Origin of the sequence: Massilia sp. YIM B02443 (assembly GCF_030411955.1) — a bacterium.
GTDB lineage: Bacteria > Pseudomonadota > Gammaproteobacteria > Burkholderiales > Burkholderiaceae_D > Telluria.
This window is the reverse complement of record NZ_JASNRA010000032.1, coordinates 33997-48859: the sequence shown is the minus strand read 5'-3', so window position 1 is coordinate 48859 and position 14863 is coordinate 33997. Positions and strand designations below refer to the sequence as shown.

Below are 14863 nucleotides of genomic sequence, written 5' to 3'. Positions count from 1 at the left end.
TGTCCCTAGACAACTGTTACCTATGTCCCTGTGCCATACAGAGCCGCCAACCCTACGACGGCGAGCGCAAGGTGATCTTGAGAATTTCGCCTTGCTTCCACAAGCGCATGCGCGGGCCCCAGCCACCGGCGCCGCGGCTGATCAAGAGCTGCATGTCGCCTTCGCGATGCAAGCCCACCACATGCGGAAACTCGCGCGCCACCAGGTAGTTGAACGGCCAGATCTGGCCGCCGTGCGTGTGCCCCGACAGCATCAGGCTCACCCCTTCGCGCGAAGCACGTTCGACCAGCCCCGGCGCCGGAATATGCGACATCAGGATCGTTGCCCCTTCGCTGCGGTTCGGAATGGTGCGTCCAAGTCCCGCGTAAATATCGCCGCCGCCGCGCATCGCGCGTCCGATGTCGTCCAGCCCCGCCAGGTGCAGGCCCGGCGCGATCTCGACCCGCTCGTCGCGCAGCCAGCGCACGCCGCCGGCCGCGAATTCCTCGATCGTGCCGCCGGCATCGCCGTAGTATTCGTGATTGCCCGTCACCGCCCACGCGCCAAGCGGCGGATGCAGGCGGCGCAGCACCGGCGCCAGTTGGTCGTCGTTGATCGGCTCGTCCTCGACCTGGTCGCCCAGCATCAGCACCGCCGCCGGATCGAAGGCGTTGATCTGGTCCACCCGTTCTCCCAGCCACTTCGCGCGGCGCTGGGCACCGAGGTGGGTGTCGCTGATGGCCGCGATCACGGTGCCGTCGAGTGCCTGCGGCAAGCCTGGCAGCACCAGTTCATGTTCGACGATGTTTGGAGCGCGCACCGACTGGAAGATGGCGAAGGCGCTGATCACCACGCCGGCCACGGCGCCGGCCAGGCGGATGCGCGGACCGTGCCTGCGCAGCCAGAAGCCAAAGCCGGTGATGACGTCGGCCAGCAGCAGCCACTGGGTGGTCACGAACAGGATGCCGAGCCAGGTCAGCGCGAACTGCCCCGGCCACCAGCGCCAGTCGAGCGCCGCGTCGCCCGTGCGCAGGCCGAACATGTACACCAGCCACAGCACGACCGCGCCGGCCCACCAGGCGCGTGCCGGAATGCGTGCGCGCACCGGCGCCAGCGCGTACAGGCGTTGGGCGACGTACAGATGCATCAGCGTGCCGATGACGTTCAGGATGATCGAAAACATGCGTGCTCCTGCCGGGCCCTGGCCGGCGACGTGGGTCGAAAGGGAGTGAGGCACGCCGTGGCGGGCACGGCGCGGCGCGCCAATGATATTGGCAAAGCGGAATGACTGTCGCCGGGATGATTCCCGATGGCATATTTACAGGTCGTGGAGGGAGGCTTACGCCGCTTCGGCGTGCTCGACCAGCAGCTGCACCTTGGTCACGCCGTTGTACTCGTTGGCGTCGAGCCGGAAGGCGACCCGCGCCCGTTCGCCCAGCCCCTCGGTATGTCCGAACCAAATCGCGTCGTAGCGGCGGCCATTGCGTTCCAGCAGCAGCTTGAGATGACGTTCCTTCAGCACGCGCTGGCTGACCACGCGGAATTCGTCGCAGAACACCGGCGGCGCGAAACCCTGGCCCCAGACCTGGCCGTCCATCAGCTCGATGAAGCCGGTCGAGTAAAACTCGTCTTCGAGCGGACCGTCGGTCTCGATGATGCGTTCCAGCTGGGCCTCCGTCAGCCAGGCCTGGCCCACCGCCTCGAACGCTTTGCAGAAGTGTTCGAAGGCGTCATGACGGATCGACAGGCCGGCCGCCATCGCGTGGCCGCCGAACTTGTCGATCAGGCCCGGCACGCGCTTCGACACCAGGTCGAGCGCGTCGCGCAGGTGAAAGCCGGGAATCGAGCGTCCCGAGCCCTTGATCCAGCCGTCGCCGGCCGGCGCGAAGGTGATGGTCGGCCGATAGAACTTTTCCTTCAGGCGCGAGGCGACGATACCGATCACGCCCTGGTGCCAGCCTTCGTCAAAGACCGCGATGGTGCTGGCGCTGGTCGGCTCGAAGCTGTCCAGGTGCAGCAGCGCCGTGTCCTGCATTTCGGCTTCGATCTCGCGCCGCTTGAGGTTGATCTCGTTGAGCTGCTGGGCGATGGCCCAGGCGCGGCCTTCGTCGTCGGTGGTCAGGCACTCGATCCCGAGCGACATGTCTTCGAGCCGGCCGGCGGCGTTCAGGCGCGGGCCGACCGCGAAACCGAGGTCGAACGGCGAGGCGCAGCGCGCTTCGCGTCCCGCCACGCGGAACAGCGCCGCCACGCCGGCGTGCATGCGGCCGGCGCGCATGCGCTTCAGCCCCTGCGCCACCAGGATGCGGTTGTTGGCGTCGAGCTTGACCACGTCGGCCACCGTGCCCAGCGCCACCAGGTCGAGCAGGTGATCCAGCTTCGGTTGCGACTGGGCGTCGAACACGCCGCGCTTGCGCAGTTCGGCGCGCAGCGCCAGCAGCACGTAGAACACCACGCCGACACCGGCCAGGTTCTTGCTCGGGAAGCCGCACTCGGGCTGGTTCGGATTGACGATCACACGCGCCGGTGGCAGCGCGTCGCCCGGCAGGTGGTGGTCGGTGACCACGACCTCGATGCCGCGCCGGTTGGCTTCCAACACGCCCTCGATGCTGGCGATGCCGTTGTCGACCGTGATGATGACGTCGGGCGACTTTTCGCGCGCGGTGAGTTCGACGATCTCGGGCGTCAGGCCGTAGCCGTGGATCACGCGGTTGGGGACGAAGTAGTCGACCTGGGCGTTCATCGCGCGCAGGCCGCGCAGGGCCACGGCGCAGGCGGTGGCGCCGTCGCAGTCGTAGTCGGCGACGATCGTCATGCGCTTGCCGGACTGGATGCAGTCGGCCAGGAAGGCGGCGGCGGCGTCGATGTGTTTCAGGCCGGCGGGCGGCGACAGCGCGGCCAGCTCGCTGGCAAGTTCGCGCGTGTGTTCCAGCCCGCGCGCGGCGTAGATGCGCGCCAGCACGGGGTGCACGCCTTCCTGGCGCAGCAGTTCCGAAGTGCGGAACGGGCAGGGGCGGGTGGTGATGCGGGTCTTCTGGGTCAAATCGGTCTCGGTATCGGTGTCTGCTTGGTATGACAACGGCGGTATCAGGTCAGTGCGTCCAGCGTCGGGCGGCGCCAGAATTTGCGCTGCGCCAGCGGCGTCGTGCTCGATTCCAGCAAGTCTTCGCGGCTGCTCAGCACCAGGCGCAATGCGCGCACGCGGCCATCCTTGACGGCGGCCAGCAGCGGCGCGAACAGCGCGCTTTCCAGGTGCTGCATCTGTTGCAGCCAGGCGCCCCAGTCGGCGGCGATCGCGGCTTCGGCCAGGTTGCCGGCGACCAGCAGGCCATCGTGCTCGAACAGGCCGTCGAGCCCGTCGAGCGACGGCAGCTGCCGCTGGCCGAGCGCGGCCAGCCAGCCGGGCGCGGCGTAGGTCGTCAGGGCCGGCATCGGCACTTCGTCGCCGCCCGCGCCCCAGATCCAGAATGCGTTCACGGCCGGCAGCCGGCGCGCCTCGCGCGCGGCGTTGGCCGGGTGCGCGTGCCAGGCCATCTGCACTTCGTTCTGCAGGCGCCGCAGCGGGCGCGCGTCGAGGTGCTTGGGCATGAAATCGGTCAGGTCCATGCCGACCACCGTGTCCGGGCTGGCGATGTCGACCGCGGTCCAGCCGTCGGCGCGCAGGAACCAGGTGTCGGCACTGCCGTACACCACGGCGTGGCCCAGTTCCTCGCACAGCTGGCGCGCGCTGTCGAACAGGGCGCGGCTGTCGTCGTCGTTGAGGTGCAGCTGGCGCGGGTCGGCCATCATCAGGTGGCTGCGCGCGACCTGGATGTGGCCGGGCGTGACCAGATGCCAGGCGCCGCCGTTCGGATCGAGCTGCAGGCCACGCATGGCGGCGTCGGCGAAAGCGGGGCGCCCGTCGCTCACGCCCAGCGTGCGCGCCAGCCAGGCTTCGTGCGGCTGGGCGCCCGGATGCGCCGGCGCGGCCTGGCGCACGGACGCGCCGCGCGAGAGCAGGGCGGCCAGGGCCGGCGCGTCCAGGGCGCGAACCAGGTCGGGGGCGAATTCGGGGAGCGGAAGGGCGTAAGGCAGGACAAGCGTAATATGAGCCATCCCGCTATTTTAGGCCAAATGGCCGGGTGAGGGGCAGCCGGCGTGCGCTTTCGCCACGCCGGCCCGGGCCGTCGTTCGGACCGTTTTCAAGCTTGAAACATTGAAATTCGCGCCACGAAAGTGGTTTGTCTGGCAAACTGCCGGGTTGGCGCAGCCAGGAGCGCGCAGTCCGGACCGATTCATCTGCTATTTGACCGTATGAGCATCACCCACAAACTTCCCTACGAATGGCAGGTCGGCCTGCGTTACACGCGCGCCGGCAAGCGCAGCAGCCGCAACAGCTTCATTTCCTTCATCTCGCTGGCTTCGGTCGCCGGCATCGCCCTCGGCGTGGCGGCGCTGATCGTGGTGCTGTCGGTGATGAACGGCTTCCAGAAAGAAGTCACCAACCGCATGCTGTCGGTGCTGGCCCACGTCGAGGTGTTCGACGCGCGCGGCGCCATGCCCGACTGGCGCGCCAGCGCCGCCCAGGCGCTGCGTCACCCCGAGGTGCGCGCCGCCGCGCCCTTCCTCGATGCGCAGTCGATGCTGCTGGTCGACGGCGTGATGAAACCGGCGCTGCTGCGCGGGGTCGATCCTGAGGCGGAAAGCAAAGTCTCCAACATCGCGCAGCAGATGAAGCAAGGGCGCTTCGATTCGCTGCGGCCCGGCTCCTTCAACGTGGTGCTGGGGCGCTCGCTGGCGACCTCGCTCGGGGTCGAGGTGGGCGACCGCGTCACGCTGTTGATCGCCAACGGCGAGGCGCTGGGAGGCGCGGCAGCTTCTGGCCAGAACCCGCTGCCGCGCACGCGCGCGCTGACCGTCTCTGGAATCTTCCAGGCCGGCCACTTCGAATTCGACTCTACCCTGGCGCTGGCCAACGTCGAGGATGTGCAGGCCGCCGCCGGCGTGCATGCGCCGGCCGGCCTGCGCCTGCGCCTGGCCGACCTGCAAGAGGCGCCGCGCGTGGCGCTCGAACTGCGCTCGCTGCTGCCTGAGGAGCTGTTCCTGCGCGACTGGACCAAGGTCAATGCGGTCTGGTTCGCGGCCGTCCAGTCGCAAAAGCGCATGATGTTCATCATTCTGACCATGATCGTGGCGGTGGCCGCCTTCAACCTGGTCTCGACCCTGGTCATGACGGTCAAGGACAAGCAGGCCGACATCGCGATCCTGCGCACGCTGGGATCGTCGCCACGCTCGATCATGAAGATCTTCATGGTGCAGGGCACGCTGGTCGGCCTGCTCGGCGCCGGCCTGGGCGTGCTGCTGGGCGTGACGGTGGCGCTGAACGTCGACGTGATCGTGCCCTTCATCGAGCGCGTGCTGGGGGTGCACTTCCTGTCGCAGGAGGTGTACCTGATCAGCGAGATGCCGTCCGAGCTGGTATGGAACGACGTGGCCTGGATCGGCGGCGTGGCGGTGCTGCTGTCCTTCTTCGCCACGATCTATCCGAGCTGGTCGGCCTCGCGCACCCGTCCGGCCGAGGCATTGCGTTATGAGTAAGGCCACCATGCGTTTCATCCAGAAGCTGCCCTACGAATGGCAGGTCGGGCTGCGCTACACGCGCGGCGGCAAGGGTTCATCGGACTCCGGCGACGGCGCCGGCAAAGGCTTCATTTCGTTCATCTCGCTGATCTCGGTGGCCGGCATCGCGCTGGGCGTGGCGGCATTGATCATCGTGCTGTCGGTGATGAACGGCTTCCAGAAGCAGGTGACCGACCGCATGCTGTCGGTGCTGGCCCACATCGAGGTGTTCGACTCCTCGGGCAGCATGTCCGATTGGGAAGCCAAGGCGAAGGAGGCGATGCGCAACCCGGCAGTGCGTGGCGCCGCGCCATTCGTCGAGACGCAAGGCCTGCTGCTGAAGGACGGCGTGATGCGCCCGAGCGTGGTGCGCGGCGTGCTGCCGGGCGTGGAAGACCAGGTGTCGGACGTGGCGCGGCAGGTGCGCGCCGGCAGCTTCGATGCCTTGAAGCCGGGCAGCTTCAACATCGTGCTCGGCTACGCGCTGGCGCGCGCGCTCGGCGTCGGCCTGGGCGACAAGGTGACCATGGTGCTGGCCCAGGGCCAGATCACGCCGGCCGGCATCGTGCCGCGCACGCGCAGCTTCACGGTGGCCGGCATCTTCGAGGCCGGCCACTTCGACTTCGACGCCACGCTGGCCTTCGTGCACGTGCAGGATGCGCAGCGCCTGGAACGCTTGCCGGCGCCGTCCGGCCTGCGCCTGCGCATCGCCAATATGCGCGCGGCGCCGGAGGTGGCGGCCGAGTTGAAGAAGACCATGAGCGGCGACCTGACGCTACGCGACTGGCCCAAGCTCAACGCCAACTGGTACGCTGCCGTACAGACCGAAAAGAAGATGATGTTCATCATCCTCACCCTGATCATCGCGGTGGCCGCCTTCAACCTGGTGTCGAGCCTGGTGATGACGGTGACCGACAAGCAGCCGGACATCGCGATCCTGCGCACGCTGGGCGCGTCGCCCGCGTCGATCATGAAAATCTTCATGATCCAGGGCGCGGTGGTTGGCCTGCTCGGTACGCTGGCCGGTGTGGGGATGGGCGTGGGCGTGGCCCTGAACATCGATGTGATCGTCCCGTTCATCGAACGGCTGTTGGGAGTGGAGTTCTTGTCCAAAGATATTTACGTGTTCAGTACCGTGCCGTCCGACCTGCATTGGCCGGATGTTCATATCATCGGTATCGTCTCGGTGCTGCTGTCCTTCGCCGCGACCCTGTACCCGAGCTGGGCGGCGTCGCGCGTCAAACCGGCGGAGGCGCTGCGCTATGAGTGATGTGATCAATAACGGTGCGCCGAACGGCGCGCCGATCCTGGCCTGCCGTGGCCTGGGCAAAACCTTCCGCCAGGGCGACGCCCAGGTGCGGGTGCTCGACAACATCGACTTCGCCGTGCATCGCGGCGAGCGGGTGGCCATCGTCGGCGCGTCCGGTTCCGGCAAGTCGACCCTGCTGCACCTGCTGGGCGGGCTGGATACGCCGAGCAGCGGCACGGTGACGCTCAAGGGCGAGGATTTCGCCAGCCTGTCCGAAACCCGGCGCGGCGACCTGCGCAACAGTGCGCTCGGTTTCGTCTACCAGTTCCACCACCTGCTGCCGGAATTCTCGGCGCTCGACAACGTCATGATGCCGCTCCTGATCCGGCGCGAGGCGCGCCCGGTGGCGCTCGAGCGCGCCCAGGCGATCCTGGAACGGGTCGGGCTGGGACGGCGCGTGGTGCATCGCCCGGGCGAGCTGTCCGGCGGCGAGCGCCAGCGGGTGGCGCTGGCGCGCGCGCTGGTGACGCAGCCGGCCTGCGTGCTGGCCGACGAACCGACCGGCAACCTGGACCAGACCACGGCCCAGGTGATCTTCGACCTGATGCTCGAACTGGCGCAGACCCTCGGCACGGCTTTTGTCATCGTCACCCACGACATGGAACTGGCGCGCCGCTGCGACCGCGTGCTGCGCATGACCGAACACGGCCTGCAGCCGATGGAGGCTTGAAGCATGTGGATCGACACCCACGTCCACCTCGACGCCCGTGAATATGCGGGCGACGGCGCCGGCGTGGCGCGTCGCGCGGCAGGAGAGGGCGTGTCGATGATCGTGATCGTGGCGGTCGAACGCGGCAACTTCGAGGCCGTGAAATCGCTGGCCCACGGCAGCCCGAACGCGTGTTATGCGCTCGGCATTCACCCGATCTGCGTGCCGCAGGCGCAGGACGAAGACCTGGTCTTCATGCGGGCCGCGGTGGAAGAGGCGATGCAGGATCCGCGCTTTGTCGGCATCGGCGAAGTCGGGCTCGATTTCTTCATCCCCGAACTGTGCACGCCGGAGATGCGCGACAAGCAGGAGCGGTTCTTCCGCGAGCAGCTGCGCATCGCGCGCGACTTCGGCTTGCCGGTGCTGACCCACGTGCGGCGTTCGCAGGACCAGGTGCTCAAGCACCTGCGCCAGATCCGCCCACCGGGCGGCATCGCCCACGCCTTCAACGGCAGCTTCCAGCAGGCGCAGAATTTCATCGACCTGGGATTCCACCTGGGTTTCGGCGGCAACATGACGTTTACGCGCGCACTGCAGATCCGGCGCCTGGCGACCGAGCTGCCGCTCGCGTCCATCGTGCTGGAAACCGACTCGCCCGACATCGCCCCGGCCTGGATCCATCCGGGCCGCAACAGTCCGGAGCAGTTGCCGGGCATTGGCGCCACGCTGGCCGAGCTGCGCGGCCTGCCGCTGGACGAGGTACGCCAGGCTGCCTGGGATGCATCGCTAAAGGCAATTCCGCGTCTGACCGCCCTGGTGTAAACGGGCGTCGCGGCGGCGCGACAGCTGTCATTCCGAGAAGTTCACTCGACATTCGCTGAGCCTCAGCAAGGCAGCGCCGGGGCTGCCATGCCAAGATGTTTTCCTCGCTGCGCAAGCGGCTACCTGACAGGAGAACCCCTTGGACAGCGCGAGCGAATTCCTGCGCATGTTGCAGCACGAGCGTTCGCTCACCACCGCCCATCGTCCGATCCGGCTACGCCTGGGCCTGGCCGACGGCGGCGCCTTCGCCGACGAGGTGCTGTTGCCGCAACGGGTGGCCGGCGTCGAATCGATCTGTGGCGGCATCGAATACGTCGTCACCTGCATCGCCAGCACGCCGCGCCTGCCACTCAAGGAACTGATCGCGCTGCCGGCCGAAATCCAGTTCGTCACCGACCAGGGCCAGTTGCGCGGCGCCTGCGGCATCGTGGCCGAGGCGCGCGCCGGCGACTTCGACGGCGGCATGGCGGTGTACCAGCTGGTGGTGCGCGACGCGCTGGCAATCATGGAAAAGCGCATCAACAGCCGGGTGTTCCGCAGCCAGAGCGAGCTGGCCATCGTGCAGCTGCTGTTCGACGAGTGGCGCCAATCGAATCCGGTGCTGGCCAGCGCTTTCCACTACGAGCTCGATCCGCTGTTCGACATGCGCCAGTTTCCGGCGCGCGAACAGACCATGCAGCACAACGAATCCGACGCCGCCTTCGTGCGCCGCCTGCTGCGCCGGCGCGGCGTGGCCTGGACCTTCCGGCCCGGGCACGCGCGCAGCAGCAGCCTGGAAGTGGAGCGCGACGCCACGCCGGCCCACACCCTGGTGCTGTTCAGCGACCCGCACTCGCTGCCGCGCAATGCCGCCGGCACCGTGCGCTACCATCGCGGCGGCCCTACCGAAGAACGCGACACCATCGTCTCGTGGTGCGCGGCGCGCCGGCTGCGCCCGGGCAGCATCACCCGCCACAGCTGGGACTACCGCAATCCGGCCGGCAGCCAGTTCATGACCGCCACCGCGCGCGGCAGCGCCGACCAGGGCCGTAGCGGCAACCAGATGGCGGCCAGCCTGGACGACTACCTGGTCGAGATGCCGCACGCCGGCAACGACGTCGACGACCACTGGCGCCTGGGCCAGGTGCGTATGCAGCGCCACGAATTCGAGACCAAGTGCTTCCACGGCGAAGGCACGGTGCGCGACCTGCGCGCCGGCGAATGGTTCACGCTGACCGGCCACCCCGAGATCGACGCCCACCCTGCGCTTGAACGCGACTTCGTGGTCACCGCGCTGCGGGTCGAGGCCGAGAACAACCTGCCGGCCGACGTCGCCGGGCGGGTGCGGCGGTTGATGGGCGCCTGGCTCGATGGCGAAGGTTCCGCCTTCATCGACACCACGCCGACGCTGTACCCGGTGCGGGTACGGGTCGGCTTCGACGCCGTGCGGCGCGGCATCCCCCTGGTGCCGGCATTCGATCCGCAGGTCGACCTGCCGCACCCGCAGCTGCAAAGCGCGGTCGTCACCGGTCCGGCCGGCGAGGAAGTGCATTGCGACGCGCTGGGCCGGGTGAAGATCCGCTTTCCCGGCATGCGTGCGCAAGATCATGGCCACGCGCAAGGCGCGGGCGCTTCCGACACGGCCGCCGATTCGGCCTGGGTACGGGTGGCCTCGAACTGGGCCGGCAACGGCGCCGGCGCCCGGCAGCAATCCGGCGCGCTCGGCCTGCCGCGAGTCGGCACCGAAGTGCTGGTGGCCTTCCTCGGCGGCGACCCCGACCGGCCGGTAATCCTGTCCCAGCTCTACAACGGCCGTGCCCAGCCGCCGGCGTTCAGTCGGGCCGGCGAACTGCCGGGCAATCGCTACCTGTCCGGGATGCGCAGCCGCGAGATCGGTGGCGCGCGCGGCGGCCAGCTGCTGTTCGACGACACGCCGGGCCAGATCGGCGTGCAGCTCGCGAGCGAACATGCTGACGCCGAACTGAACCTGGGCTGGATGTCCGAGCCGCGCGCCGATGGCCAGGGCGCCCCGCGCGGCGAGGGCGCCGAACTACGCAGCAGCAAGGCGGTGGCGGTGCGCGGCGGCGAAGGCGTCCTGATCAGCGCCGGCGGTATCGCCGGCGATGGCGCGGCCCAGCTCGAGCGCGGCGGCCTGGTCGGGATTGCCGAGGTAATGCACGGTGTGCTCGACGAACTGGGCCGGCTGGCGGCCGACCATGGCGAAGACGAGCAGGCCAAACCGCGCCTGGCCGAACTGGCGCGCCGCCTGCGCGGCTGGCACGACGGCAGCAACGTTGCGCCGGACGCAGCCGGCGACGACGCCGCCCAGCCGATGGCGGCGGTGACGGCGCCGGCCGGCGTGGTGCTGGCCAGCGAGGACAGCATCGCCCTCGGCGCCCAGGCCAAGATCGACATCGTCTCGGCCGGCGACGCCGAGGTGGCAAGCGGGCGCAGCCTATTCCTGCGCGCCTCGCGCGCCCTGAGCCTGTTCGCCTACGAACTGGGACTCAAGCTGATCGCCGGACGCGGCAACGTGGTGATCGAAACCCACAAGGGCGACATCGAGATCAAATCGTCCGGCCGCATCAGCCTGGTCGCCGCCAAGGGCATCGACCTCGAGGCGCCGTCGGTCAAGGTGGTGTCGCAGGGCACCCAGACCGACTGGGACGCCGGCACCATCACCCACCAGAGCAGCGGCAAGCACGTAATCAAGGCCGCCAGCGTCGAACACCTGACCGGCGGCGGCGGCGTGCCGACCGGCCTGCAGCTGCCGGCCACCACGCTGGAAACCGACGAGCGCGTGGTGGTGGTCGACCGCCAGACCGGCATGCCGGCGCGCGGACAGCGCTACATCGCGCGCCACGAGGACGGCACCCAGATCGAAGGCGTCACCGACGACGAGGGCCGCACCGAGATCCTGCATACCTATGCCATGGGCGACATCGAACTGCGGCTGCTGGCCGACGACGAGGTCCCCGATCCTCCGTCCCTTCCCACACCACCCAATCCAGGCGCGGGCCGGGCATGAAGGAGCCGACCCGCCCGATCCACCAGCCCACCGTCGAAGCCGATGGCAGCCTGGTGGCCCACACTGTCGCCACGCCGACCTCGTTCAAGGTGAGGGCGCGGGTCACGATCGGTTCGCGCAAGGTGATCCCGGTGATCTTCGTGCCGGGGATCATGGGCTCGAATCTGCGGGTGAGGCAGGACGTCGACGCTTCGGAAGACGGAGCGATCAAGCCCGGCATGGCTGCGTGGCGTCCTCCGAACGGCCCCTACGATTCGTATCGCGAAGCGGCGGTGTGGGCCGGCCGGCCGCCGAAGGACAGGCAGAAGATACTGGATGCGCATGTCCTCGAAGTCGATCCCGACGGCGAGCTGGATTATCCTCTGGCTTCCCTGGATGACAAATTGCGGCATGAGCGTGGATGGGGCGAGGTGCATGCATCGTCCTACGGTTCGCTGCTCGTGGATCTGCAGCGTCATCTGGACAAGACGTTCCAGGTGTCGCCGCATGGGATCCGCAAGGTCCGCCAGTACTGGCGGCGCGTGATGCAGTGCGAACCGGAGCGATGGGGGGCGCGGACCGTTGCGACCGTTACGGAAGCCGAGTTGGAAAAATACGCCGGGTTTCAATATCCGGTCTATGCATTTGGCTACAACTGGCTCGAATCCGGCGCGGTGTCGGCCCGGCGTCTGCGTGAACGCATCGACGCGATCAAGAAATTCTGGACCGACCGCAAACACGAATGCCGCAAGGTGATCCTGGTCACGCACTCGATGGGAGGCCTTGTCGCGCGCGCATGTGCACGGCTGAGCGAATCCGGAGGCAGTGGCACGTCCGACATTGCCGGCATCGTTCATGCAGTCATGCCTGCGCTTGGCGCCCCGGTAGCTTACCGGCGGATCGCTTGCGGTACCGAAGGAAGCCAGTACACCAACGGTCCATTCGATAATTTCAAGGCCTGGAAATTTTCCCAGGTCGCTGGCCTCACCAGCGCCGAAACGACGCCGATCATGGCGACGGCGCCGGGGGTCCTGCAACTCTTGCCGAACCAGCACTATCCACGGCCATGGATCTCGATCAAGACACTCCGAAAGGTAAATCAGGAAGACCAAGTACGTGATCTGCTCGCCTTACCCGACGGGAATCCGTACGACTTCTACCGCGACATGAGTTCATGGTACCGGATGATCGATCCCCGGCTTGCGGATCCCGCGCTCGCGCACAAGGATAACCCGAACGGAATCAAGCCGCTGGTCATCGCGGCCATCGACGAAGCCGAACGGTTCCACACGCATGATCTGATGATTGGCGGCGGCAAGGGAGCGTCGTCGATGCCGTACTACCATCCAAACACCTACGCCTTCTATGGCGCCGACGCTTCGCTGAAAGCATACGGGCAGGTTCGCTGGGCGGCGCGCGAAACCGGGGTGGCCGGCGTGGCCCTGACTCCTGCAAACATCCGTGGCGCCAGACCCGTTTCGACTGCCGACGATGGCAGCCGCGAAGTCGAGGTGGCAAAGGGGCTGCGGCTGCGCTTCATGATGTGGCCGCAGGATGCGCATGGCGACGAGACGGTGCCGGTGGTGTCGGCCGCAGCCGTGGAAAAGCACGCGCGTGCGATCTTCTCGCCGAAGGGATTTCGTCATCAGGACAGTTTTCAGCAAGAAGACATGCTCCTGCTGACGCGTCATCTCATTGTCAAGATCGTGCAGGACGTGACATGAAGCGGCTTGGCAGCCGGCGAGTGAAATGGATCGGTGGCATCTTGGCGATGTCGATGATGCTGGTTTCATTCCTTGCCAATTCGGTGCAGACCGATCAGGACCTGCGAAAGGTGGCAACCATGACCAACAAGATGAAGACACTGTGCGTAGGGCGCTTCCTGATCGATCTGCCGGCAGACAGCCAGGTCGGAATCCAGCAGGGCTTCGTTGGCGGCTTCAACCTGTCCAGCCGGGTGCGCGAGTCGGATCTCGAGTTCGAGGGACGATTCGCGCGCTTCGAGCAAGAGATCGGGGATCCGGTCCGGGATATTCATCCGCCACGGCTCGAAAGTACCAGCACTCCCGTGATCGCCGATGCGCGGGCGAAGGTCGTTGTCTATAACCGCAAGCGGTACCAGTTCCGCGATGAAGGGCGCGACGTCGAGGTGGAAGACGTCAGCGTCCAGGGAATTCTGCGCATCAAGGGCATGACCATCCATGCCAGGGCCGAGCATCGGGCACTCGACGTCGGGCCCAGGCTGGAACGCACGTTTCGGCAAATCCGGCCGCTCGGCCCGGAGGAGCTACCAGGCGAAGAAGGTTTTTGCATCAACCGTGCGATTATCCGTGACCCGTTCGAGCACAAAGGCAATGAAAGCGTCGTGCTGTTCGCCGGCATCCCCGGCCATCCCGATGTCAATATCGTATTCTCGTCGATGGCCGGAACGGAACCCGGACCCGGGCTGCTCGAACGTCACACGCGGGTCGTCGAGCGCCAGCCGGTATTCATGCGCCTTGCGTTCAACCATTTGCGGGAAAGCCCGCGCACCGTGAACGGCCTGGCCGGCGACGAACTGGTCATGCGGGTCCGTGAGCCGAACTTCACGACCGGGTATTCATTTCAGTGGGAATCGGCCGGCCGCCAGGACGACATCTACGCCCCGCTGCTGAAGCTGGAGTTGTTTTCCGGTGTGAATCCTGCCGCGGGCGGGAAGCCCTTGCAATCGACACTGTCCGAAGAGGCGCTGTTCGACTTGTGGGAGCGCATCATCGCGACGATCAGGTTACGCCCGACAGTCGCTGCCGCCGAACCGACGCCGCCGCCACCGGACCTGGCGCTCGGCACCAATGCCTTTGCCGGCGAGGACTGCCCGTGTACCGGCTGGTGGGAATGCGCCGATGGTGGCGCTGGCATCGGCGTATTCGGCGGCCAACGCCAGTTCGTCAGGCAGGGACAGCGCATGCCGCAAGCCTTGCTGCTCCCGCCGCCAACGATGTGGCAGCGCTTGCGGGGCGTGCAGCCGAGTTACGAAAGTGTCAATCCCACCATCTGGGCGCTCGCCGACAGGCGGGCAGTGCAGCGAACCACGCAGCCTGCCGGGCTCGAACCTGCCATTCATCGCATGCCGCCGACGTTTTCGCCGGTCACCGGCATTCCCGCGGCCCATGTCGAGACTCCCATCGGCAGCGTGGTCAAGACCGGGGCAGCGTGCCCGGAAAGCGGGTGGTGGCGCTGTGAGGAAAGCCACGCGCTCGATGGAACACGGTGGTTTGCCGCCGGCAGCCTGCTGCCGGCGGCCACATTCCGCACCCCCCGGCACGGGCGTGGCGCGGGGTACACCGAGCTGATTTATCGCCGCAGCGCATGGCATCTGGTACGCCATGCGGCGGATGGCCCTCTCGCCGGGAGCGCCTTCGACGTGCCGGCCGGCGAGGCCGGCCCGGGCGGATCGGCCGCATGAGCGCACTGCGCGCATAGCCCGCAACGTCCCGGCACCGGACCGCCAGCGATCGCCCACCCGGCCAGCGATTCCCCA

The 14863-nt window shown here is 67.5% G+C and carries 10 protein-coding genes; 7 read left to right on the top strand and 3 right to left on the bottom strand.

Annotation, left to right across the window (positions count from 1 at the left end; translation table 11 throughout):
* Positions 1-52: 52 nt before the first annotated feature.
* The 3 genes from QPK27_RS23025 to QPK27_RS23015 form a co-directional block, all read right to left on the bottom strand.
* A complete protein-coding gene (locus tag QPK27_RS23025) occupies positions 53-1162 on the bottom strand; it encodes a metallophosphoesterase (protein ID WP_290420505.1) in 1110 nt (369 codons plus the stop codon).
* Positions 1163-1318: 156 nt separating this feature from the next.
* Positions 1319-3022 carry a single-stranded-DNA-specific exonuclease RecJ gene (gene recJ / locus QPK27_RS23020; RefSeq protein ID WP_290420504.1) on the bottom strand — a complete coding sequence of 568 codons (1704 nt, stop codon included), beginning with the start codon at positions 3020-3022 and terminating at the stop codon, positions 1319-1321.
* Between the two features lie 44 nt (positions 3023-3066).
* Positions 3067-4074, bottom strand: coding sequence for a hypothetical protein (locus QPK27_RS23015; protein WP_290420503.1), 1008 nt, complete (start codon positions 4072-4074; stop codon positions 3067-3069).
* A 198-nt stretch (positions 4075-4272) separates the two neighbouring features.
* Here QPK27_RS23015 and QPK27_RS23010 point away from each other — a divergent pair, with 198 nt between their 5' ends.
* The 7 genes from QPK27_RS23010 (at position 4273) to QPK27_RS22980 (ending at position 14788) form a co-directional block, all read left to right on the top strand.
* Complete coding sequence (locus tag QPK27_RS23010; RefSeq protein WP_290420502.1) at positions 4273-5556, top strand: lipoprotein-releasing ABC transporter permease subunit; 1284 nt, start codon at positions 4273-4275, stop codon at positions 5554-5556.
* 7 nt (positions 5557-5563) lie between these two features.
* A complete protein-coding gene (locus QPK27_RS23005; protein ID WP_290420506.1) occupies positions 5564-6847 on the top strand; it encodes a lipoprotein-releasing ABC transporter permease subunit in 1284 nt (427 codons plus the stop codon).
* Positions 6840-7556, top strand: coding sequence for a lipoprotein-releasing ABC transporter ATP-binding protein LolD (gene lolD, locus QPK27_RS23000; protein ID WP_290420501.1), 717 nt, complete (start codon positions 6840-6842; stop codon positions 7554-7556). The genes QPK27_RS23005 and lolD overlap by 8 nt, the downstream gene beginning before the upstream one ends.
* A 3-nt stretch (positions 7557-7559) precedes the next feature.
* Positions 7560-8357 (top strand): TatD family hydrolase, encoded by a 798-nt coding sequence (locus QPK27_RS22995; protein WP_290420500.1) that lies wholly within the window; start codon positions 7560-7562, stop codon positions 8355-8357.
* Positions 8358-8496: 139 nt separating this feature from the next.
* Positions 8497-11364 carry a type VI secretion system Vgr family protein gene (locus QPK27_RS22990; protein ID WP_290420499.1) on the top strand — a complete coding sequence of 956 codons (2868 nt, stop codon included), beginning with the start codon at positions 8497-8499 and terminating at the stop codon, positions 11362-11364.
* On the top strand, positions 11361-13067 hold the full coding sequence (locus QPK27_RS22985) for a triacylglycerol lipase (RefSeq protein WP_290420498.1): 1707 nt from the start codon (positions 11361-11363) through the stop codon (positions 13065-13067). Before QPK27_RS22990 ends, QPK27_RS22985 begins: the two co-directional genes overlap by 4 nt.
* On the top strand, positions 13064-14788 hold the full coding sequence (locus QPK27_RS22980) for a T6SS immunity protein Tli4 family protein (RefSeq protein ID WP_290420497.1): 1725 nt from the start codon (positions 13064-13066) through the stop codon (positions 14786-14788). Before QPK27_RS22985 ends, QPK27_RS22980 begins: the two co-directional genes overlap by 4 nt.
* Positions 14789-14863 lie beyond the last annotated feature (75 nt).